Source organism: Streptomyces sp. NTD91 (genome assembly GCF_059510455.1).
This window is the reverse complement of record NZ_JCAJZW010000019.1, coordinates 17253-37817: the sequence shown is the minus strand read 5'-3', so window position 1 is coordinate 37817 and position 20565 is coordinate 17253. Positions and strand designations below refer to the sequence as shown.

The following is a 20565-nucleotide window of genomic DNA, read 5'->3' as shown; positions in this document are numbered from 1 at the left end:
GACACCGTGGAACTCGCCCAAGTCCGCCTCCTGGTCACCGACTTCACCGCCTGCTACCGCTTCTACGCCGACGTCCTCGGCCTCAAGCCGCAGTCCGGGGCCACCCAGGGCCCGTACGAGAAGTTCAGCCCGCACGCCGGCTCCGCCGGAATCGCGCTCCAGGACCGCTCGATGATGGCCGAGACCCTGGCGGAGCTGGGCGACACCGCCACCGGACACCGGTCCCTGGTGGTGCTGCGCGTCGACGACCTGGACGCGTACGTCGGCGAGATCACCGCCCGTGGTGCCGTTCTGGCGCACGGGCCCGCGCCCATGACGGACCGCATGCGAGTGGCCCACCTCAAGGACCCGGAGGGGAACCTGGTGGAACTTCAGGAGTGGCAGCTGTCGCGCGGGTAGCCGCGTCGCAGACGCGGCTCCGTGCCCCGTACGGGTGAGTGGCCGTATGCGGCCTTCCCCGGTACCCCCGCCGGTGGCACCCTGCCCTGCATGGGGGCTTTGAGAGGAAGCCGGCGTGGGACGCGGGTGACGGCCGCAGCGGGTGCCGTCGTGGCGGCCTGTGCGGTCCTGGTGGCGTGTCAGCCGGGCGATCTCAGCACCACCTCCGCCGCCTACACCACCGACACCACCGCGACCGCCAGGCTCGAGCGGCAGCACGTCGACGTCAGCTGGCTCACCTGCACCGGGAACTACGACGGCACCTCCGCGGGGAAGTCGCCCTCGCCGAGCGAGAGCACCGTCGTCTCCGTCGACTGCCGGGGCGAGACCAGGGACGGGCGGAAGATCACCGTGACCGGGAAGGTGACCAGGGCCGTCGACGGCGCCTGTGTACGCGGGGACCTGACCGCCAGGGTCGGCGGCAGGGAGGTGTTCCACGTGGACGGGCTCGGCGACTGCAGCGCCACGACGGGGCCGACGTACAAGCCGCCCACGTATCAGCCGGGCGGTGGCCGGCCGACCGTGACCGTCACCGTCACCCGCACCCAGTGGTGCAAGGGCGACCCCACCTGCTGGCCCGTCCAGGGCAAGTGATCGGAACAGCGGGCGAGGCACACCCGCCGCTGCGTACAGTGACGGGGTGACTCAGGGTGCCGCTTATCTCCGATTCCCGCATGTACACGGCGACTTGGTGGCGTTCGTCGCCGAGGACGACGTCTGGCTCGCGCCCCTCGAGGGCGGCCGGGCCTGGCGGGTCAGCGCCGACAACATGCCGGTCAGCATGCCCCGGATCTCACCGGACGGACGGCACCTGGCCTGGACCTCCACCCGGGACGGCGCGCCCGAGGTGCATGTGGCCCTCGTCGAGGGCGGGCCGGCCCAGCGGCTGACGCACTGGGGCAACCGCCGTACCGAGGTGCGCGGCTGGACCACCGACGGGCGGGTGCTCGCGCTCGGCGCGCACGGCCGGCACAGCTTCCGGCACACCTGGGCGTACGCCGTCCCGCTGGACGCGGGCCCCGCCGAGACCCTGCCGTACGGCCCGGTCGGCGATGTGGCCCTCGGCCCGGCCACCGTGCTGCTGTCCGCCCCGATGGGCCGCGAGGCCGCCCACTGGAAGCGCTACCGGGGCGGCACGGCGGGCAAGTTGTGGATCGACCGGGAGGGGAGCGGGGAGTTCGAGCGGCTGCACGAGGAGGTCGACGGGAACATCGAGTGCCCGGTGTGGGTGGGGACGGGGAGGATCGCGTTCCTGTCCGACCACGAGGGCACCGGCGCGCTGTACTCCTCCCTCGCCGACGGCTCCGACCTGCGCCGGCACACCCCCCTCGACGGCTTCTACGCCCGGCACGCCTCCGGTGACGGCGGTCGCGTCGTCTACAGCTCCGGCGGCGAGCTGTGGCTGCTGGAGGACCTGGAGGGCGCCGAACCGCGTCGGCTGGACGTGCGCCTCGGCGGGCCACGGGTCGATCTGCGGCCCCTGCCGGTGAACGCCGCCCGCTGGTTCGGCGAGGCGTCCCCCGACCACACCGCGCGCGGCAGCGCCGTCTGTGTGCGCGGCGGGATCCACTGGGTCACGCATCGCTCCGGGCCCGCCCGGGCCCTCGCGGCCACTCCCGGCGTCCGCGCCCGGATGCCGCGCACCTTCCGCGCCGAGGGCGAGGAGTGGGTGGTGTGGGTGACGGACGCGGAGGGCGACGACGCCCTGGAGTTCGCCCCGGCGACCGGGACCGTGCCGGGTGCCCCGCCCCGCCGGCTGGCCGCGGGGCAGCTCGGCCGGGCGCTGGAGCTGGCCATGGCCCCCGACGGCAGCCGGGCCGCCGTCGCCGCGCACGACGGACGCCTGCTCCTCGTCGAGCGGGAGACCGGCGAGGTCCGCGAGGTCGACCGCAGCGACGACGGCGAGGTCTCCGGCCTCGCCTTCTCGCCCGACTCCGCCTGGCTGGCCTGGGCCCACCCCGGCGCCCGCCCGCTCTCCCAACTGCGCATCGCCCATACCACCGACCTGTCGGTCACCGAGGCGACCCCGCTCCGCTTCCAGGACTACGCCCCGGCCTTCACTCTCGACGGCAAGTACCTCGCCTTCCTCTCCAACCGGGCCTTCGACCCGGTCTACGACGAGCACGTCTTCGACCTCGCGTTCGTGGTCGGCGCCCGCCCGCACCTGATCACCCTGGCCGCCACCACCCCTTCACCCTTCGGCCCGCAGCGGCACGGCCGCCCCTTCGAGACCCCCGACAAGGAAGAGACCCCGGACAGCGAGGGCACCCCCGCCACCCGCATCGATCTCGAAGGCCTCGCCGACCGGATCGTGCCCTTCCCGGTGGAGGCCGGGCGCTACTCCACCCTGCGCGCCGCCAAGGACGGCGTGCTCTGGCTCCGCCACCCCGTGCACGGCGTCCTCGGCGCCGCCCGCGCCCACCCCGAGGACCCCGACCCGCGCACCGAGCTGGAGCGCTACGACCTCACCCAGCGGCGCCTGGAGCATCTGGCCGCGGGCGCCGACCACTTCGAGGTCAGCGGCGACGGCAGACGCGTCCTGCTGTGGTCCGACGAACGGCTCCGGGTCGTCCCCGGCGACCGCCGTACCGGCACCGACGACGACGGCGACATCGGCGTCACCGTCGACCTGGCCCGCGTCCGGCAGACCCTCGACCCGGTCGCCGAGTGGCGGCAGATGTACGACGAGACCGGCCGCCTCATGCGCGACCACTTCTGGCGCCCCGACCTGGGCGGCGCCGACTGGGCCGGCGTCCTGAACCGCTACCGCCCGCTCCTGTCCCGCGTCGCCACCCACAGCGACCTGGTCGACCTCCTCTGGGAGGTGCACGGCGAACTCGGCACCTCGCACGCCTATGTCATCCCCGCCGGCGGCCGGGGCGACGGGCCCCGGCACGGTCTGCTCGGCGCCGACATCTCCCGGCACCCGGACGGCAGTTGGCGCATCGACCGCATCCTGCCCTCGGAGACCTCCGACCCGGACGCCCGCTCCCCGCTCGCCGCGCCCGGCGTCGCGGTCCGTCCCGGGGACGCGATCATCGCCGTCGCGGGACACACCGTCGACCCGGTGACCGGCCCGGGGCCGCTGCTCGTCGGCACGGCGGGCCAGCCGGTGGAGCTGACCGTCTCCCCGGCAGGCGGCGGCGAACCGCGTCACACGGTCGTCGTCCCGATCGCCGACGAGGAACCGCTGCGCTACCACGCCTGGGTGGCCGACCGCCGTGCGCACGTCCACGCCGCCTCCGACGGCAGGCTCGGCTATCTCCACGTGCCCGACATGCAGGCCCCCGGCTGGGCGCAGATCCACCGGGACCTGCGCGTGGAGGTGGCCCGCGAGGGGCTGGTGGTCGACGTCCGCGAGAACCGCGGCGGCCACACGTCCCAGCTGGTCGTCGAGAAGCTGGCCCGCCGCATCATCGGCTGGGACCTCCCGCGCGGCATGCGCCCCACCAGCTACCCGCTCGACGCCCCGCGCGGCCCGGTCGTCGCCGTCGCCAACGAGTTCTCCGGCTCCGACGGCGACATCGTCAACGCGGCGATCAAGGCTCTCGGCATCGGCCCGGTCGTCGGCACCCGCACCTGGGGCGGCGTCATCGGCATCGACAGTCGCTACCACCTGGTCGACGGCACCCTGGTGACCCAGCCGAAGTACGCGATGTGGCTGGAGGGGGTCGGCTGGGACGTGGAGAACCACGGGGTGGATCCGGACGTGGAGGTGGTCCAGCGGCCCCAGGACTGGGCGGAGGGCAGGGACACCCAGCTGGACGCGGCGGTCAGGCTCGCCCTGGAAGCGCTCGAGGAACGGCCCGCGAAGACACCGCCGGTGCTGCCGGCCTGATACGACTACGATGCACCGGTATTGATCACCAGCGTGAGGAGGCACACGCATGGCCGGCGAACCGCAGGACGACTGCCTGTTCTGCAAGATCGTCGCGGGTACGATCCCTGCGACGATCGTCCGCGAGACGGAGACCACCGTCGCCTTCCAGGACATAAACCCCCAGGCCCCCACCCATGTCCTGGTGATCCCGAAGGCCCACTACGAGAACGCCGCCGCCCTCGCCGCCGGCGCCCCGCAGCTCGCCGCCGACGTCCTCGCCGAGACCCAGGCCGTCGCGGACGAGGAAAAGCTGGAGAGCTACCGCATCGTCTTCAACACGGGCAGCGGCGCCGGACAGACCGTCTGGCACGCCCACGCGCACCTCCTCGGCGGCCGTGGACTGCAGTGGCCGCCCGGGTAACCGGCCGTGTCCGTACGTGAACTGGTGATCCTCGGCACCGCCAGCCAGGTCCCCACCCGGCACCGCAACCACAACGGCTATCTGCTGCGGTGGGACGGCGAGGGCATCCTGTTCGACCCCGGCGAGGGCACACAACGCCAGATGGTGCGCGCCGGGGTCGCCGTCCACGACCTGAACCGGATCTGCGTCACCCACTTCCACGGCGACCACTCCCTGGGCCTCGCCGGCGTCATCCAGCGGATCAACCTCGACAAGGTGCCGCACGAGGTCACCGCGCACTATCCGCGCTCCGGGCAGCGCTTCTTCGACCGGCTCCGGTACGCCACGGCCTACCGGGAGACGGTCCGCCTCACCGAAGCACCGGTCATCACCGACGGCATCCTCGCGGCGACCCCGTCGTACACGCTCGAGGCCCGGAGGCTCTCCCACCCCGTGGAGTCCTACGGCTACCGGCTGATCGAGCCGGACGGCCGCCGGATGCTGCCCGACCGGCTCACCGCGCACGGGATCGAGGGTCCTGACGTCGGCCGGCTGCAGCGCGAGGGCCGGCTCGGGGACGTGCGTCTGGAGGACGTCAGCGAGGTGCGGCGCGGGCAGCGGTTCGCGTTCGTCATGGACACCCGGCTCTGCGACGGCGTGCACGCGCTCGCCGAGGGCTGCGACCTGCTGGTCATCGAGTCGACCTTCCTCGACGAGGACACGGAACTCGCTGTCGAGTTCGGCCATCTGACGGCCGGTCAGGCGGCGGCGGTGGCACGGGACGCGGGGGTGCGGCATCTCGTCCTCACCCACTTCAGCCAGCGCTACGCGGAGCCGGAGGAGTTCGAGCGGCAGGCGCGGGCGGCCGGCTTCGAGGGCGAGCTGACCGTGGCGCACGATCTGCAGCGCGTGCCGGTTCCGAAACGTCGGTGAAACATCCGTACGATGCCTTGATGCCCCTCCCGAAAGCAGAACTGCACCTCCACATCGAAGGCACCCTGGAGCCGGAGCTGGCGTTCGAGCTGGCCGCCCGCAACGGTGTGACCCTGCCGTACGCCGACACCGACGCCCTGCGTGAGGCCTACCGGTTCCAGGACCTCCAGTCCTTCCTGGACCTCTACTACGAGCTGATGGCCGTCCTGCGCACCGCGCAGGACTTCGCCGACCTGGCGAACGCCTACCTGGCGCGGGCCGCCGCGCAGGGCGTCCGGCACGCGGAGATCTTCTTCGATCCGCAGGCCCACATCGCGCGCGGCGTTCCTCTGGGCACGGTGGTGGAGGGGCTGGGGCGGGCGCTGGGCGGCAGCGAGGAGAACCACGGTGTCTCCACGAAGCTCATCATGTGCTTCCTGCGGGACGCCTCCGCCGAGTCGGCCATGGAGACGCTTCGGGCGGCCCGGCCGTACCTGGACCGGATCACCGGCGTCGGCCTGGACTCCGCCGAGGTCGGGCATCCGCCGGTGAAGTTCCGGGAGGTGTACGAGGCCGCCGCCGCGCTCGGGCTGCGCCGGGTCGCGCACGCCGGTGAGGAGGGTCCGCCGGAGTACATCACCGAGGCCCTGGACGTGCTCGGTGTCGAGCGCGTCGACCACGGCCTGCGCTGCATGGAGGACCCGGCGCTGGTCGAGCGGCTGGTCCGGGAGCGGATCCCGCTCACCCTGTGCCCGCTGTCCAACGTCCGCCTGCGCACCGTCGACACCCTGGCGGACCACCCGCTGCCGGCCATGCTCGACGCCGGGCTGCTGTGCACGGTCAACTCCGACGACCCCGCGTACTTCGGCGGGTACGCGGGCGACAACTTCGACGCCGTACGGGAGACGCTGCGGCTGACCGAGGACCGGCTGCGCGAACTGGCCCGCAACTCCTTCCTCGCCTCCTTCCTGGAGGACGACGAGGAGCGGCGGGCCCGTTACCTCGCCGAGGTGGCGGCCTACGAGTTCGGCGAGGCGGTGCCGTAGGCGCGCCGGTCGGGCACGGCGGGCGTCTCCACCGCGAGTTCCACGACCGGGAGTTCCCTTGCCGGAAGTTCCGTGGCCGGGACTTCCACCACCGGGACTTCCACCACCGGGACTTCCACCACCGGCAGGGGGCGCCCGCCCGCCCGCAGCGCCACCGCCGTCATCGGCACGGCGATCAGCAGCAGCCCGGCGCCGAGCAGTCTGCCCATCGCCGGGAAGCCCGTCCCCGCCGCCAGCACACTGCCCGCCAGCGGCCCCGCCGCCGTGCCCAGCGAGGCCGCCGAGCCGACCAGCACCACCCACCGGCCGCGCGGGTCGAGGGAGGCGGCGAGGCCGATGACATACGACAGGACGACCGGGTACAGCAGGTTCCAGGAGATCTCGCCCGCCGCGAAGGCCGGCAGGTCGGACGCCGACGCACTGAGCGCGATGCAGCCCGCGATCAGCGCCGTACCGGCGCCGATCGGCACCGCCTGGCCCAGCCGGGGACCGAGCGCGCCCGCGCCGACGACCCCGAGGAGTCCGGCGCCGAGCGCGACCGCGAACACCGCCCCGACGGTGACCTCCGTGAGGTGGGCCTGGTCGAGCCCGATCCGGCCGCTGACGCCCCAGAGGGCGTTCTGGGCGAGGGACCAGCAGGGCATGGTCGCGGCCAGCAGCAGTCCGGCGCGCGGGTGCGGCAGCCGGCCGCGCACGGTGGACGCCATGCGCGCAGGTGCCGTACGGCCGGACAGCCGGCCGGTGACCGGCAGCACGGCGAGTGCCGTGAGCGCGATGGCGGCCAGCGGCACGCCGTGGCCGGGGCCGAGGCGGGGGATCGCCGGATAGAGGACGCCGGCCAGGGCGGAGACGCCGAACAGGCCGAGCGTGGTGACCCGGTGCGGATCGCGCTGGGCGGCGATGGCGGCCGCGGCCACCGCCGTGACCGTGCCGGACCCGAACCCGCCGACAACCGCGCCCGTGACGACGGCCGGCACGAAGGTGGTGAGCGCGGCGCCGCCGTAGCCGAGGGCGGCGAGCGCGAGGCCCGCGCGGGCGAGGGAGCGGGGGCCGATCCGGTCGACCCGGGAGGCCAGCAGGAAGCCCGCCGCCGCCGAAGCCAGCAAGAGCGCGCTGCCCACGGCCCCGGCCTGGGTGGGGGTGAGCGGCAGCCCGGAATCGAGTCGGCCGACGGTGGTCGGCAGCAGATACGGCGCGAGATACCCGGCCGTGAAAAGGGCGGCGAGGGGCCAGGGCAGGGTGCGGCGGGCGGACACGGGCGTTCCCGGGGCAGGCGAAAGGAAGAGCTCGAAAAAGGGGGGAGGGGCGACGACCGTCGACGGACAGGGACGCGCGAGCAAGTTGTATCAAGCACGCGGTTTGCGAAGAAGCGCGAGCGGTGCGATCTACGTCACTCTTCGGTTTGCAGGGTGTGCGTCCGGGTACAAGAGATTTACGCTGCGTTCTCATATGTGGACGTCATTCATAAGGGGAGATGATGCAGTGGGCGGCGATCCGGATCCGGGTGGCGTGGCGCGGCGGCTGCGGGAGGGGATGGCGCGCGGGGTGCTGTCCTTCCCGCTCACCGCGTTCCACGGCGACGGCTCCCTCGACCCCGACGGCTTCCGCGCCCACGTCGCCGCCCGGCTGGCAGCCGGGCCCGGCGCCGTCTTCCCGGCCTGCGGCACCGGGGAGTTCTTCTCCCTGGACGAGGAGGAGTACCGGACGGTCGTCCGGGTCACGGTCGAGGAGGCGGCCGGGAGCGTGCCGGTCGTGGCCGGGACCGGGTACGGCTGGGCGCAGGCCGCCCGGTTCGCCCGGATCGCCGAGGAGGCCGGCGCCGACGCCCTGCTCGTGCTGCCGCACTACCTGGTCGACGCCCCGCAGGACGGCCTCGCCGCCCAGTTGGAGCGGCTCGCCGAACGCACCCGGCTGCCGCTGATCGCCTACCAGCGCGGCCGGGTCGCCTACACCGCGGACACCGTGCGGCGCATCGCGCGCGTCCCGAACGTCATCGGCCTCAAGGACGGCCACAGCGACCTCGACCGCCTCCAGCGCCTGACCCTCGCCGCGCCCGACGGCTTCCTCTTCTTCAACGGCGCCGCCACCGCCGAGGTCCAGGCCCGCGCCTACGCCACCGTCGGCGTTCCCGCCTACTCCTCCGCCGTGCACGCCTTCGCGCCCGAGATCGCCGGCGCCTTCTTCGCCGCGCTCCGGGACGGCGAGGAGGGGACGGCCGACAAGCTGCTGCGCGCGTTCTACGTCCCGTTCGTCGAACTCCGCGACCGCGCCCCCGGATACGCGGTATCCCTGGTGAAGGCGGCGGCCCGGCTGCGCGGGCAGCGCGTCGGACCCGTCCGCGCCCCGCTCACCGACCCCGCCCCCGCCGACCTCGCCGACCTGAAGGCCCTGCTCACCGCCGGACTCGACCTCGTAGGAGCCTCCCTGTGACCCGTGACCTGACCATCGCCGAGGTGCGGCTGACGCCGATCCTGGTCGCCGACGCGCCGCTGCTCAACACCCAGGGCGTGCACCAGCCGTACACCCCGCGGCTCGTCGTGGAGATCGTCACCGCGGACGGGATCACCGGGCTCGGCGAGACCTACGGCGACACCAAGTACCTCGAACTGGCCCGCCCGCTGGCCGCACGGCTCCCCGGACGGTCGGTCATGGATGTGAACGGTCTGTTCGCCCTCGACCTCGGTGTGGACGAGTCCCGGGTCCAGGGGCAGCTCGACGCCGGCGGGCTGCGCGGCGTGCAGAGCGCCGACAAGCTGCGGCTGTCGGTGCTGTCCGCCTTCGAGGTCGCCTGCCTGGACGCCCAGGGCAAGGCGCTCGGGCTGCCCGTGCACGCGCTGCTCGGCGGCAAGGTGCGGGACACCGTCGACTACAGCGCCTACCTGTTCTACAAGTGGGCCGGACATCCGGCGGGAGTGCCCGCCCACCCGGACGACTGGGGCGCCGCGCTCGATCCGGCCGGGATCGTGGAACAGGCGCGGGAACTGCAGCGGCGGCACGGCTTCGGATCGTTCAAGCTCAAGGGCGGTGTCTTCCCGCCCGACGAGGAGATCGCCGCCGTACGGGCCCTCGCCGAGGCCTTCCCCGGGCGTCCGCTGCGGCTCGACCCCAACGGCGCCTGGTCGGTGGAGACCTCGCTGAAGGTGGCGAGGGAACTCGGGGACGTCCTGGAGTACCTGGAGGACCCGACGCTCGGCACGCCCGCGATGGCCGAGGTGTCGGCCGGATCGAGAGGGGCGGCGCGAAGCGCCTCGGACATGGGCGGCGGTGGGCGACGGGCGGGAGTCCCCCTTGCCACCAACATGTGCGTGACCACCTTCGGTGAGATCAAGGAGGCGTTCACCAGGGACGCCGTGCAGATCGTGCTCTCCGACCACCACTACTGGGGCGGGCTGCGCAACACCCAGCGGCTCGCCGCGATCTGCGCCGCGTTCGGGGTCGGGGTGTCGATGCACTCCAACACCCACCTCGGGATCAGCCTCGCGGCGATGACCCAGGTCGCGGCCACGGTTCCGGAGCTGCGCCACGCGTGCGACTCGCACTATCCCTGGCAGCCCGAGGACGTCCTCACCGAGCGGCTTCGGTTCCGCGGCGGGAAGGTCGCCGTCTGCGACGCACCCGGCCTCGGCGTCGAGCTCGACCGGGACGAGCTGGCCCGGCTGCACCGGCGGTGGGCCGAGGACGACGGCGCGCTGCGCGACCGCGACGACGCGTCCGCCATGCGGGTGGCCGAACCCGGCTGGCGGCAACCGGTGATGCCCCGCTGGTAGCCCCCTGTGCGGCGGGGTGATTGGTGCACACTGGCGGGATCCGCACCACGCCAGGGAGCGCACCGTGACCCCGTCGCACACGATCCTCGGAGAGGAACCGGAACACCTCACCCCCGCCGCACGCTGTCAGGCCCAGGTCGACCCGCTCACCGCGTTGCGCACGCCCGGGGACCCGCCCTGGGACGTCTATCTGACGGGCACGGTCTTCCTCGACATCGTCTTCACCGGCCTGGACTCGGCGCCGGTGCGCGGCACCGAGTCCTGGGCCCGGGGCATGGGCTCCAGCCCCGGCGGGGTCGCCAACATGGCCACCGCGCTGGCCCGGCTCGGCCTGAGGACGTCGCTCGCGGCGGCCTTCGGGGACGACCACTACGGCGAGTACTGCTGGGACGCGCTCGAACAGGGCGAGGGCATCGATCTGTCGGCGTCCCGGACCGTTCCCGGGTGGCACTCGCCGGTGACCGTGTCCATGGCGTACGAGGGTGAGCGCACGATGGTGTCCCACGGGCACGAGCCGCCGCCGGAGGCCGTGTTCGGCCCCGAGGGCGGCCCGGCGTGCCCGCCCCGCGCGCGTGCCGCCGTGGCCTCGCTGACGCCCGGCGGGCGCGCGCCGTGGATCGCCGGGGCGGCGCGGGAGGGGACGCGGATCTTCGCCGACATCGGGTGGGACGACACCGGGGCGTGGGATCTCGCCGGACTCGCAGATCTGGAGCACTGTGAGGCGTTCCTGCCGAACGCTGAGGAGGCGAAGCGGTACACCGGGGCCGACTGTCCGCGGGTCGCCGCGCACGCCCTGACCGAGTACGTGCCGGTGGCCGTCGTGACGCTGGGGGCGCAGGGGGCGTACGCCGTGGACCGGCGGACGGGGGAGGCGGCGGAGGTGCCCGCGATCGCCGTGGAGGCGCTGGATCCCACGGGGGCGGGCGACGTCTTCGTCGCCGGGTTCGTGACGGGGTCGCTGGCGGGGTGGCCGCTGGCGGACCGGCTGGCCTTCGCGGGGCTCACCGCGGCCCTGTCGGTGCAGGAGTTCGGGGGCTCGCTGTCGGCGCCCGGGTGGTCGGAGATCGGGGCGTGGTGGCGCAGGGTGCAGGCCCTCCCCGGGCAGGATCCGGCGGCGCTGCAGAGGTACGCGTTCCTGGAGGGACTGGTACCGGAGGAACTGGACCGCCCCTGGCCTCTGCGGCGCGCGGTGCCGACGATCGGCTTCCGCAGGTCCACGTAGGGCCTGTCCGACGATTCGCGTCGTTGCCCGGAGGGCGGCCGCTCCTTGACGGGCGAACGTCGCCTGCCGGGGCACTGGGCACGTGGCCGGGACGCGGTTCCGTCGGCTCGCGGTGCGGGCGGGGGCCGTGTGTGACGCAGGGCGGTGCGAAAAGTCCTACGGGGTTGTCAGTGCACCGTCGTACCCTGGAATCGCGAGGCCGCCCTCAGCTGTGCGGCCGTGACGAGGAGGAAGCGCAGGCCTTAAGCGCCGGCCCATGACACAGACACCCACAGCTCACACCCCCGCGCAGGAGCAGGCGAGAGCGCAGTTCACCGTCCCCGCCCAGCACCCCATGGTGACCGTGCTGGGCTCCGGCGACTCCCTCCTGCGTGTGATCGAGAGGGCCTTCCCGGCGGCCGACATCCACGTCCGGGGCAATGAGATCAGCGCGGTCGGCGACCCCACCGACGTCGCCCTCATTTCGCGCGTGTTCGACGAGATGATGCTGGTGCTCCGCACCGGGCAGCCGATGACGGAGGACGCAGTGGAACGCTCGATCGCCATGCTCAAGGCGAGCGAGAACGGGACGAGCGACGGGTCGGAGACCCCGGCGCAGGTGCTGACGCAGAACATCCTGTCCTCGCGGGGCCGGACCATCCGTCCGAAGACCCTCAACCAGAAGCGGTACGTCGACGCGATCGACAAGCACACGATCGTCTTCGGCATCGGGCCCGCCGGTACCGGCAAGACCTACCTGGCCATGGCCAAGGCCGTGCAGGCCCTGCAGTCCAAACAGGTCAACCGGATCATCCTCACCCGGCCGGCGGTGGAGGCGGGGGAGCGGCTGGGCTTCCTGCCCGGCACGCTGTACGAGAAGATCGACCCCTACCTGCGCCCGCTGTACGACGCGTTGCACGACATGATCGACCCGGACTCCATCCCGCGGTTGATGGCGGCCGGGACCATCGAGGTCGCGCCGCTCGCGTACATGCGCGGACGCACCCTCAACGACGCCTTCATCATCCTGGACGAGGCCCAGAACACGAGCCCCGAGCAGATGAAGATGTTCCTCACCCGCCTCGGTTTCGACTCGAAGATCGTGATCACCGGCGACGTGACGCAGGTCGACCTGCCCAACGGGCAGAAGTCCGGTCTGCGGCAGGTGCAGGAGATCCTCGAAGGGGTCGAGGACGTCCATTTCTCCCGGCTGTCGTCCCACGATGTCGTACGGCACAAGCTGGTGGGCCGTATCGTCGACGCGTACGAGAAGTACGACAGCAAGTACGGCACCGAGAACGGCGCTCACAAGAGCGGCCGTGCGAAGACCGGCGCCAAGGGCTCCAAGGGGAAGTAGACCAGCACGACCATGTCGATCGACGTCAACAACGAGTCCGGCACCGAGGTCGACGAGCAGGCGATCCTCGACATCGCCCGCTACGCGCTCGCGCGGATGCGCATCCACCCGCTCTCCGAACTCTCGGTGATCGTCGTGGACGCCGACGCCATGGAGCAGCTGCACGTGCAGTGGATGGACCTGCCCGGGCCCACCGATGTCATGTCGTTCCCGATGGACGAGCTCAGGCCGCCGTCCAAGGACGACGACGAGCCGCCGCAGGGTCTGCTCGGCGACATCGTGCTGTGCCCGGAGGTCGCCAAGAAACAGGGCGAGGAAGCCCCGACCCAGCACTCCATGGACGAGGAGCTGCAACTGCTCACCGTCCACGGGGTGCTGCACCTGCTCGGCTACGACCACGAGGAGCCCGACGAGAAGGCCGAGATGTTCGGGCTGCAGGCCGCCATCGTGGACGGGTGGCGGGCCGAGCGCGGGCTGACCGGGCCGTCCCCGGCGCCGACCGTCTCGTAAGCGGCACGCATGTCTCCGCAGATCGTGATCGGCGCGATCGCGCTGGTCGTCGTCGCCTGGCTCGCCGCCTGCGCGGAGGCGGGCCTCGCCCGGGTCTCCAGCTTCCGTGCCGAGGAGGCCGTCAAGTCCGGCCGCCGCGGAAGCGCCAGGCTCGCCCAGGTCGCCGCCGACCCCACCCGCTATCTCAACGTGGCCCTGCTGGTCCGCGTCGCCTGCGAGATGGCGGCCGCGGCCCTGGTGACGTACGCCTGCCTGGAGGAGTTCAGCGCCACCTGGCAGGCCCTGCTCGCCGCCATCGCGGTCATGGTCCTGGTGTCGTACGTCGCCGTCGGCGTCTCCCCGCGCACCATCGGCCGCCAGCACCCGCTGAACACCGCGACCGCGGCGGCGTACGTGCTGCTGCCGCTCGCCCGGATCATGGGGCCCGTCCCGTCGCTGCTCATCCTCATCGGCAACGCCCTCACGCCGGGCAAGGGCTTCAGACACGGCCCGTTCGCCTCCGAGGCCGAACTGCGCGCGCTGGTCGACCTCGCCGAGAAGGAGTCGCTGATCGAGGACGAGGAGCGCCGCATGGTGCACTCGGTCTTCGAACTGGGCGACACCCTCGTCCGCGAGGTCATGGTGCCGCGCACCGACCTGGTCACCATCGAGCGCTTCAAGACCATCCGGCAGGCCCTGACCCTCGCCCTGCGCTCCGGCTTCTCCCGGATCCCGGTCACCGGCGAGGGCGAGGACGACATCGTCGGGATCGTGTATCTGAAGGACCTGGTCCGCAAGACGCACATCAGCCGGGAGGCGGAGAGCGACCTGGTCTCCACCGCGATGCGGCCCGCCGTCTTCGTGCCGGACACCAAGAACGCCGGTGACCTGCTGCGCGAGATGCAGAAGGAACGCAACCACGTCGCCGTGGTCATCGACGAGTACGGCGGCACCGCCGGCATCGTCACCATCGAGGACATCCTCGAGGAGATCGTCGGCGAGATCACCGACGAGTACGACCGGGAGCTCCCCCCCGTCGTCGAACTCGGCGACGACCGCTACCGGGTCACCGCCCGCCTCGACATCACCGACCTGGGCGAGCTGTACGGCCTGGAGGAGTACGACGACGAGGACGTGGAGACCGTCGGCGGACTGCTCGCCAAGGCCCTCGGCCGGGTGCCCATCGCGGGCGCGTGGGCCGAGGTCGAGCTGCCCGACGAGCGCCGGCTGAAGCTGACCGCGGAGGCCGCGGCCGGACGCCGGAACAAGATCGTCACGGTCCTGGTGGAACCGGTCTCCGTGCCGGTCGTCGAGGAGGAGACGTCCGAGTGACCCCTCAGGAGCTGCGCGCCTTCTGCCTGTCCTTCAACGCGGCCGTGGAGGACTTCCCGTTCAACCCGGAGACCTCGGTCTTCAAGGTGCTGGGCAGGATGTTCGCCCTCACCGCGCTGGACGCGCGCCCCCTGACGGTCAACCTCAAGTGCGAACCCGAGGACGCGGCCCGGCTCCGGGCCGAGCACGAGGGTCTGGTCGTGCCCGGCTGGCACATGAACAAGCGGCACTGGAACACGGTGACGGTGGACGGCGGCCTGCCGGACCGACTGGTGAGAGAGCTGGTCGAGGACTCGTACGACCTCGTCGTCGCGGGGCTGCCCCGGGCGGAGCGGCTGCGGCTGGACCGGGCGTAGGAGCGGTAGACCCGTTGCCCGGCCCCGCCGGCCCCCTGCCACAATCCGGCCATGACGACTCGGTATCCACGCCCGCTCCGCCCCGGTGACCGTGTAGGTGTGACCTCCCCGTCCGGAGGGGTGGCCGAGAAGATGCGCGCCCGCCTCGACGTGGCGCTACGGGACCTCGAGGAGCGCGGATACGAGGTGGTCGTCGGCCGGTGCATGGACGGCTCGACGCACATCAGCGCGCCGGCGGCCGAGCGCGCGGCCGAGCTGACCGGGATGCTGACCGACCCGGAGATCCGGGCCGTGGTGCCCCCGTGGGGCGGCGAGACCGCGATCGACCTGCTGCCGCTGCTCGACTTCGAGGCGATCGGGCGGGCCGAGCCGACCTGGATGGCCGGCTGGTCCGACATCTCCACCCTCATCGCCCCGCTGACCCTGCTCACCGGGGTCGCGACCGTCCACGGCAACAACCTGATGGACACCCCCTACCGGACGCCCGAGGGCCTCACGTCCTGGCTCGACATCGTGACGGCCCCGCAGGGGGAGCCGTTCACGCAGACGCCGCCCGGCCGGTACCGGACCGCTCGCTTCGACGACTTCGCCGGACACCCGGAGGTCCGCGACTTCACCCTCGACGCCGAGGGTACGTGGACCCGGCTGGACGGCGACGGAGACGTGGACGTGGAGGGCAGGCTGATCGGCGGCTGCATCGAGACCATCGGCCACCTGGCCGGCACCCCGTACCTGGACGTGTCGCGGTTCGCCGGGGACGAGCCGCTGCTCGTGTACGTCGAGGCGAGCGAGGACAACGCCTTCACCATCTGCCGCCACCTGCACGGCATGCGGCTCGCCGGGTTCTTCGACCGCGCCGCCGCCGTCCTCGTCGGCCGCACCCACGCCCCCGACAACCCCACCCTCACCCAGCGCGAGGCCGTCCTCGACGCGCTCGGCCCCCTGGGCGTGCCGATCGTCGCGGGCGTCGAGTGCGGGCATGTGGCGCCGTATCTTCCCCTGGTCAACGGCGCGCGCGGCCGTGTGGTGCACACGGCCGCGCGCAGCGAGATCGTTCAGACGCTGGACTGACCCCGGCGCAGGCCCAGTCCGACCAGGACGGCGGCGGCGAGGACGATCGCGGCGTCCAGGGCGAGGACCGTGTGGACGCCGCTCAGCAGGTCGCCGGAGGTGGTGGCCAGCACACCCAGCAGCGGGATGCCGACCGTGATGCCGACCTGCTGGGTGGAGGTCACCAGTCCGGTGGCCAGGCCCTGCTCCTCGTCGGGGACGCCCGAGGTGACGGTCAGGCCGTACGAGATGATCGCGCCCAGGTGGCACATGCTGGCCAGGGACACGGCTGCCGTGGCGACCCAGACCGACCAGGTGTGGGCGTTCAGCAGGAGCAGCGTCGCGATCAGCGCGCCCTGGCCGGTCAGCGAGCCGACGAGGGTGCGGCGGGCGCCGAAGCGGCCGATCACCTTCGGGGCGAGGGTGCCGGCGAAGGCCGACAGCACCCCCTGCACGCCGAAGACCAGGCCCGTCTCGAAGGCCGACAGGCGCAGGATCTCCTGCAGGTACAGGGTCAGGACGAAGACGACGGTGGACATCATCGAGAAGGTGACCAGGCCGCCCGCGTTGCCCCAGGCCACCGTGCGGCGCCGCAGCATGGGGAGGGAGACGAGCGGCGCGGCCGTACGGGACTCGACGATCGTGAACGCGGCCAGCAGGAGCAGCCCGGCGACCAGGGTGGCGAGGACGTCGGCGCGGGCGAAGCCGTGGTCGGCGGCCGTGGACAGGGCGTAGATGAGGGACAGCAGTCCGGCGGTGACGGTGACCGCGCCGGGCACGTCCAGGCGCGGCCGTTCCGGGGTGCGCGACTCCGGCAGCAGGCCCGGGGCCAGCGGCAGCACGATCAGCGCGAACACCGACAGCAGGGCCATCGTGGAGCGCCAGCCGAGCGCGTCCGTGAGCACACCGCCCGCGACCATGCCGACGGTGAAGCCCAGCGACAGCAGCGTGCCGGAGATGCCGAGGGCGCGGTCGCGGGCCGGGCCCTCGGGGAAGGTGGTGGTCAGCAGGGACATGCCGGTCGGGACGATCGCTGCCGCGCCGAGGCCCTGCAACGCGCGTCCGGTGAGGAAGGATGCCGGGTCCCAGGCCAGGGTGGCCAGCAACGAGGCCGCGCCGAACAGGGTCAGGCCGCTCAGGAACAGCCTCCGGCGCCCGTACAGGTCGCCGATGCGGCCGAGGAGCAGCAGGAACCCGCCGGAGGGCAGCGCGAACGCGGTGACCGCCCACTGCAGGGCCGAGCGGCTCATGCCGAGGTCGGCGCCGAGTTCGGGCAGTGCCACGTTCAGGACGGAGAAGTCCAGCGCGACCATGAACTGGGCGGCGCACAGGACGAACAGGACGAGCTTGTCACGCGTCGACAACCGGGGCGGCCGGGGGGTGTCGAGCGTCGTGCCCGTGGAGGTCGGAGTGGACTGGGTGGTGGTGTCGATCGCCATGCGTCGAGCTTCGGGCGCGCGGAATACTGGTGGGGAGTCGGAACTTATGGTGGTGGTGGCACCACCAGACAGGGTGACCGTCACGACGGGGGAGGAGCGGCACGTGCCCGCTGCTGAGGCGACGCGAAGTCAGCGACGCGAAGAACTGCGCGAGTTCCTGATGAGTCGGCGGGCCCGGGTCAGCCCCGAGGAGGCCGGACTGCCCGTGGGCGGCGGCCGGCGCCGTACGCCCGGACTGCGCCGGGAGGAGGTCGCCGTGCTGGCCGGGGTGGGCGCCTCCTGGTACCAGTGGCTGGAGCAGGGGCGGGAGATCTCCGTCTCGCCGCAGGTGCTGGACGCCGTCGCCCGGGTGCTGCGGCTGAGCGACGCCGAGCGCCGGCATCTGTATCTGCTGGCGGGGATGAACCCGCCGGCGCCCGAAGTGGCGCCCGGGAAGCGGGCCATGTGCGACGGGCTGCGGCGGCTGATCGACACGTGGATGCCGTATCCGGCGCACATCATGGACCTCTACTACAACTGCGTCATGTACAACGACGCGGCCGCGATCGTGCTCGGCATGCGGCCGGACATCACCCAGAACTGCCTCGTCGACTTCTTCGTCGACCCGCTGTACCGCGCGCGCAGCCACAGCTGGGAGCGGAACGCACGGACGGTCGTGGCGCAGTTCCGGGCGGCGTGTGCGGCGCGGCCGGACGACGAGGGGTTCCAGGCGGTGCTCGCCGAGGTGAGCGAGGCCAGCGCCGAGTTCCGGGAGATGTGGGCGGAGCGGGACATCGAGGACCAGGGGCAGATCCGCAAGGAGCTGGAGCATCCCCTGGCCGGGCTGTTGGTGGTGGAGTCGACGGTGATGAAGGTGCCGGCCCGGCCCGATCTGATGATCGTGCTGCACACTCCGCTGGACGAGGCGAACACCGCCGCGAAGCTGGAGTGGCTGGCGTCTCCGGAAGGGCGGCGGGGCGCGATGTATCCCGTGGCGGGGTGACGCGGACCCGTGGCGGTAACCGGGCAGCGGGGCTTCGTATGCTCGGGGCATGACCGAGAGCAACGCGCTTGATCCCGAGGACCGCAAGATCGTGACCCTGGCCCGCTCCGTGCGGGTCCGCAACGGGGTGCCGGAGGGGGCGGCCGTACGGGACGACACCGGACGCACGTATGTCGCCGGGACGGTGTCGCTGCGCTCGCTGGAGCTGAGCGCGCTGCGTACCGCCGTGGCCATGGCGGTGGCTTCCGGGGCCACGTCGCTGGAGGCGGCGGCGTTGGTGACGGAGGCGGAGTCCGTGCCGGCACAGGATCTGGCCGCGGTCGCCGACCTCGGCGGCGCGGGGACACCGGTGCTGCTGGCCGGGCTCGACGGAGCCGTACGGGCGGCCGTCTCCGCCGGCTGACCCTCGCCCCGGCCGCGCTCAGCGGCACACGGGCCGCGGCCACCGTCCGTTCGTGTGCGACCGAGCGGTCTTTTCCGGACGCCGCGGAAACTGATGGACTGTCAGATTTCTGCGGCGTCTCCATTGACTTCTCACCCCCGCTCCACATCAATGCCCCCTGTCGGCGCAGACGAGCCACTGCGCCCGCGACCCTCTGGAGGGGGCCCCATGGGTTCGACACCCCCAAGACCACGAAGATCCCGACGGTGGCGCTGGGCGTCGCTGTTCGGGGCGACCGCGCTCGCCGTCACCGCGGGCGGCGCGCTGGCCTGCCCGGCCGGTGCCGCCGGCACGGACGTGGACTTCGCCACGCACTGCATTCCGCCCGCCGTCGCGGGCATCCCGCCGATCGACGGCACCACCACGGCGAGCGTGTCGGTGGACAACGCCAGCCCCAAGGTCGGCGACACCGTCACCGTGACGTACACGGTGGTCACGGCCGCCGCGTCCAACCCCACCGACCTCGCCCTGCCGGCCGACATCATGACCCCGACCGGGAAGGTCACCCTCGGTGGTGCGCAGGCCGGGGACGTGACCGTCGCCGGGCCGAAGAAGAATCCGCCGGTGCCGGGGAAGGCCGCCTTCCCGTCGTTCTCGATGACCGGCACCTTCACCGTCACCAAGGCCGGACAGATCACCCTCTCGCCCGGTGACTACAACATCCACACCAGCTACATCCTGGAGCTGGACACCCCCTGCACGGTCACCGATCCGCCCGCACCGGTGTCCCAGACCGTGACGGCCGGCACCGGAGCCCCGGCCAACACACGGGCCATCTCGCTCAGTTCGGCCTCCGGTGACCCCGGCGCCGCTGTCACGGTGGGCGGTACGAACTTCACGCCGGGCGCCACCGTCACCCTGGCCGGGCGGGCCGGGGACAAGCAGACCGCCGACACGGCCACCGTGACCGCGAACGCCCAGGGCTCCTTCAGCGGTGCGCTGGTCGTCAAAGACAAGGCGACCACGGGGATCGTGGCCTACGAGGGCGGCACCTGGAGCGCGGACACCGGGGCCGGGCCCGCCGCCTACGTCGTCAACGACAACACACCCGTACCGCCCGGCGGCCAGAAGCTGACCACCACCGTCAGGGCGGGCACGCTGTCCATGTCCCAGGCCGGGGACTCCGTCGCGCTGTCGTCGGTCGACTTCGGCAAGGGCGGCGCCTCGACGGGCAGGCTCCGGACCGTCACCGTGCAGGACTTCCGGGGCGGGCCCGCGGGCTGGTCCCTGACCGGCAAGGTCACCGGCTTCACCGGTCCCGGCGGCACGATCGACGCGAGCAGGCTGAGCTGGACGCCCTCGTGCGCCACCAAGGCGGGCAGCCCCAGCACCTGCAAGGCCGGCTCGGCGGGCACCCTGGGCGCCTCGGGCGCGACCCTCGCCTCCGTGCCCGATGGCACGCTCACCGGCGGAGAGTTCACCGTCGATGCCGGACTCTCCCTGGACGTACCGGCGTTCACGCCCCCGGGTGCCTACTCCGGCGTCCTGACCCTCACCCTCACCTGACCGCACAGGCCGGGCGCCCCCGTCGTAC

Annotated in this window: 19 protein-coding genes; 17 read left to right on the top strand and 2 right to left on the bottom strand. The window is 72.6% G+C overall.

Translation table 11 applies throughout. The annotated features are described in order from the left end of the window. Nucleotides 1-6 precede the first annotated feature (6 nt). The 6 genes from AC5WRT_RS20520 to AC5WRT_RS20495 all read left to right on the top strand — a co-directional run bounded on the left by AC5WRT_RS20520 (nucleotide 7) and on the right by AC5WRT_RS20495 (nucleotide 6616). Nucleotides 7-399: a VOC family protein gene (locus AC5WRT_RS20520; RefSeq protein ID WP_496094844.1), complete on the top strand. Its 393-nt coding sequence runs from the start codon at nucleotides 7-9 to the stop codon at nucleotides 397-399. A 126-nt stretch (nucleotides 400-525) separates the two neighbouring features. Further along, a complete protein-coding gene (locus AC5WRT_RS20515) occupies nucleotides 526-1032 on the top strand; it encodes a hypothetical protein (RefSeq protein WP_496100474.1) in 507 nt (168 codons plus the stop codon). Between the two features lie 46 nt (nucleotides 1033-1078). Then, nucleotides 1079-4276, top strand: coding sequence for a S41 family peptidase (locus AC5WRT_RS20510; protein WP_496100473.1), 3198 nt, complete (start codon nucleotides 1079-1081; stop codon nucleotides 4274-4276). A gap of 49 nt (nucleotides 4277-4325) precedes the next feature. Further along, a complete protein-coding gene (locus tag AC5WRT_RS20505; protein WP_496094847.1) occupies nucleotides 4326-4679 on the top strand; it encodes a histidine triad nucleotide-binding protein in 354 nt (117 codons plus the stop codon). 6 nt (nucleotides 4680-4685) lie between these two features. Continuing rightward, nucleotides 4686-5591, top strand: a complete 906-nt coding sequence (locus AC5WRT_RS20500; RefSeq protein WP_496094848.1) for a ribonuclease Z — start codon at nucleotides 4686-4688, stop codon at nucleotides 5589-5591. Between the two features lie 20 nt (nucleotides 5592-5611). Then, nucleotides 5612-6616 (top strand): adenosine deaminase, encoded by a 1005-nt coding sequence (locus AC5WRT_RS20495; RefSeq protein ID WP_496094849.1) that lies wholly within the window; start codon nucleotides 5612-5614, stop codon nucleotides 6614-6616. On the opposite strand, the gene AC5WRT_RS20490 is transcribed toward AC5WRT_RS20495, so the two are convergent. Then, a complete protein-coding gene (locus AC5WRT_RS20490; protein WP_496100472.1) occupies nucleotides 6589-7872 on the bottom strand; it encodes an MFS transporter in 1284 nt (427 codons plus the stop codon). The two genes, AC5WRT_RS20495 and AC5WRT_RS20490, sit on opposite strands and share 28 nt — an antisense overlap. A gap of 277 nt (nucleotides 7873-8149) precedes the next feature. Here AC5WRT_RS20490 and AC5WRT_RS20485 point away from each other — a divergent pair, with 277 nt between their 5' ends. The 8 genes from AC5WRT_RS20485 (at nucleotide 8150) to AC5WRT_RS20450 (ending at nucleotide 16189) form a co-directional block, all read left to right on the top strand. Continuing rightward, nucleotides 8150-9046 carry a 5-dehydro-4-deoxyglucarate dehydratase gene (locus AC5WRT_RS20485; RefSeq protein WP_496100491.1) on the top strand — a complete coding sequence of 299 codons (897 nt, stop codon included), beginning with the start codon at nucleotides 8150-8152 and terminating at the stop codon, nucleotides 9044-9046. Further along, nucleotides 9043-10383: a glucarate dehydratase family protein gene (locus AC5WRT_RS20480; protein WP_496094852.1), complete on the top strand. Its 1341-nt coding sequence runs from the start codon at nucleotides 9043-9045 to the stop codon at nucleotides 10381-10383. Before AC5WRT_RS20485 ends, AC5WRT_RS20480 begins: the two co-directional genes overlap by 4 nt. Before the next feature lie 64 nt (nucleotides 10384-10447). Further along, entirely contained in the window at nucleotides 10448-11605 is a 1158-nt protein-coding gene (locus tag AC5WRT_RS20475) for a carbohydrate kinase family protein (RefSeq protein ID WP_496100471.1), read from the top strand. A 256-nt stretch (nucleotides 11606-11861) separates the two neighbouring features. Next, nucleotides 11862-12941: a PhoH family protein gene (locus tag AC5WRT_RS20470; protein WP_496094854.1), complete on the top strand. Its 1080-nt coding sequence runs from the start codon at nucleotides 11862-11864 to the stop codon at nucleotides 12939-12941. A gap of 12 nt (nucleotides 12942-12953) precedes the next feature. Continuing rightward, nucleotides 12954-13451, top strand: coding sequence for an rRNA maturation RNase YbeY (ybeY, locus tag AC5WRT_RS20465; protein ID WP_496094855.1), 498 nt, complete (start codon nucleotides 12954-12956; stop codon nucleotides 13449-13451). A gap of 9 nt (nucleotides 13452-13460) precedes the next feature. Further along, the gene (locus AC5WRT_RS20460; protein ID WP_496094856.1) at nucleotides 13461-14762 is read left to right on the top strand and encodes a hemolysin family protein; all 1302 of its coding nucleotides are present in this window, start codon (nucleotides 13461-13463) and stop codon (nucleotides 14760-14762) included. Next, the gene (locus AC5WRT_RS20455; RefSeq protein WP_496094857.1) at nucleotides 14759-15118 is read left to right on the top strand and encodes an MmcQ/YjbR family DNA-binding protein; all 360 of its coding nucleotides are present in this window, start codon (nucleotides 14759-14761) and stop codon (nucleotides 15116-15118) included. The genes AC5WRT_RS20460 and AC5WRT_RS20455 overlap by 4 nt, the downstream gene beginning before the upstream one ends. A 51-nt stretch (nucleotides 15119-15169) precedes the next feature. Continuing rightward, nucleotides 15170-16189, top strand: a complete 1020-nt coding sequence (locus AC5WRT_RS20450) for a S66 family peptidase (RefSeq protein ID WP_496094858.1) — start codon at nucleotides 15170-15172, stop codon at nucleotides 16187-16189. Here the strand turns inward: AC5WRT_RS20450 and AC5WRT_RS20445 are convergent. Further along, nucleotides 16174-17607 carry an MFS transporter gene (locus AC5WRT_RS20445; protein WP_496100470.1) on the bottom strand — a complete coding sequence of 478 codons (1434 nt, stop codon included), beginning with the start codon at nucleotides 17605-17607 and terminating at the stop codon, nucleotides 16174-16176. The two genes, AC5WRT_RS20450 and AC5WRT_RS20445, sit on opposite strands and share 16 nt — an antisense overlap. A 160-nt stretch (nucleotides 17608-17767) precedes the next feature. Between AC5WRT_RS20445 and AC5WRT_RS20440 the strand changes: the two genes are divergently transcribed. From AC5WRT_RS20440 to AC5WRT_RS20430, 3 genes are all read left to right on the top strand, one after another. Then, entirely contained in the window at nucleotides 17768-18589 is an 822-nt protein-coding gene (locus tag AC5WRT_RS20440) for a helix-turn-helix transcriptional regulator (protein WP_496094884.1), read from the top strand. Between the two features lie 49 nt (nucleotides 18590-18638). Beyond that, nucleotides 18639-18992 carry a cytidine deaminase-like protein gene (locus AC5WRT_RS20435; RefSeq protein WP_496094860.1) on the top strand — a complete coding sequence of 118 codons (354 nt, stop codon included), beginning with the start codon at nucleotides 18639-18641 and terminating at the stop codon, nucleotides 18990-18992. Nucleotides 18993-19199: 207 nt separating this feature from the next. Further along, nucleotides 19200-20537, top strand: a complete 1338-nt coding sequence (locus tag AC5WRT_RS20430; protein ID WP_496094861.1) for a WxL domain-containing protein — start codon at nucleotides 19200-19202, stop codon at nucleotides 20535-20537. Nucleotides 20538-20565 lie beyond the last annotated feature (28 nt).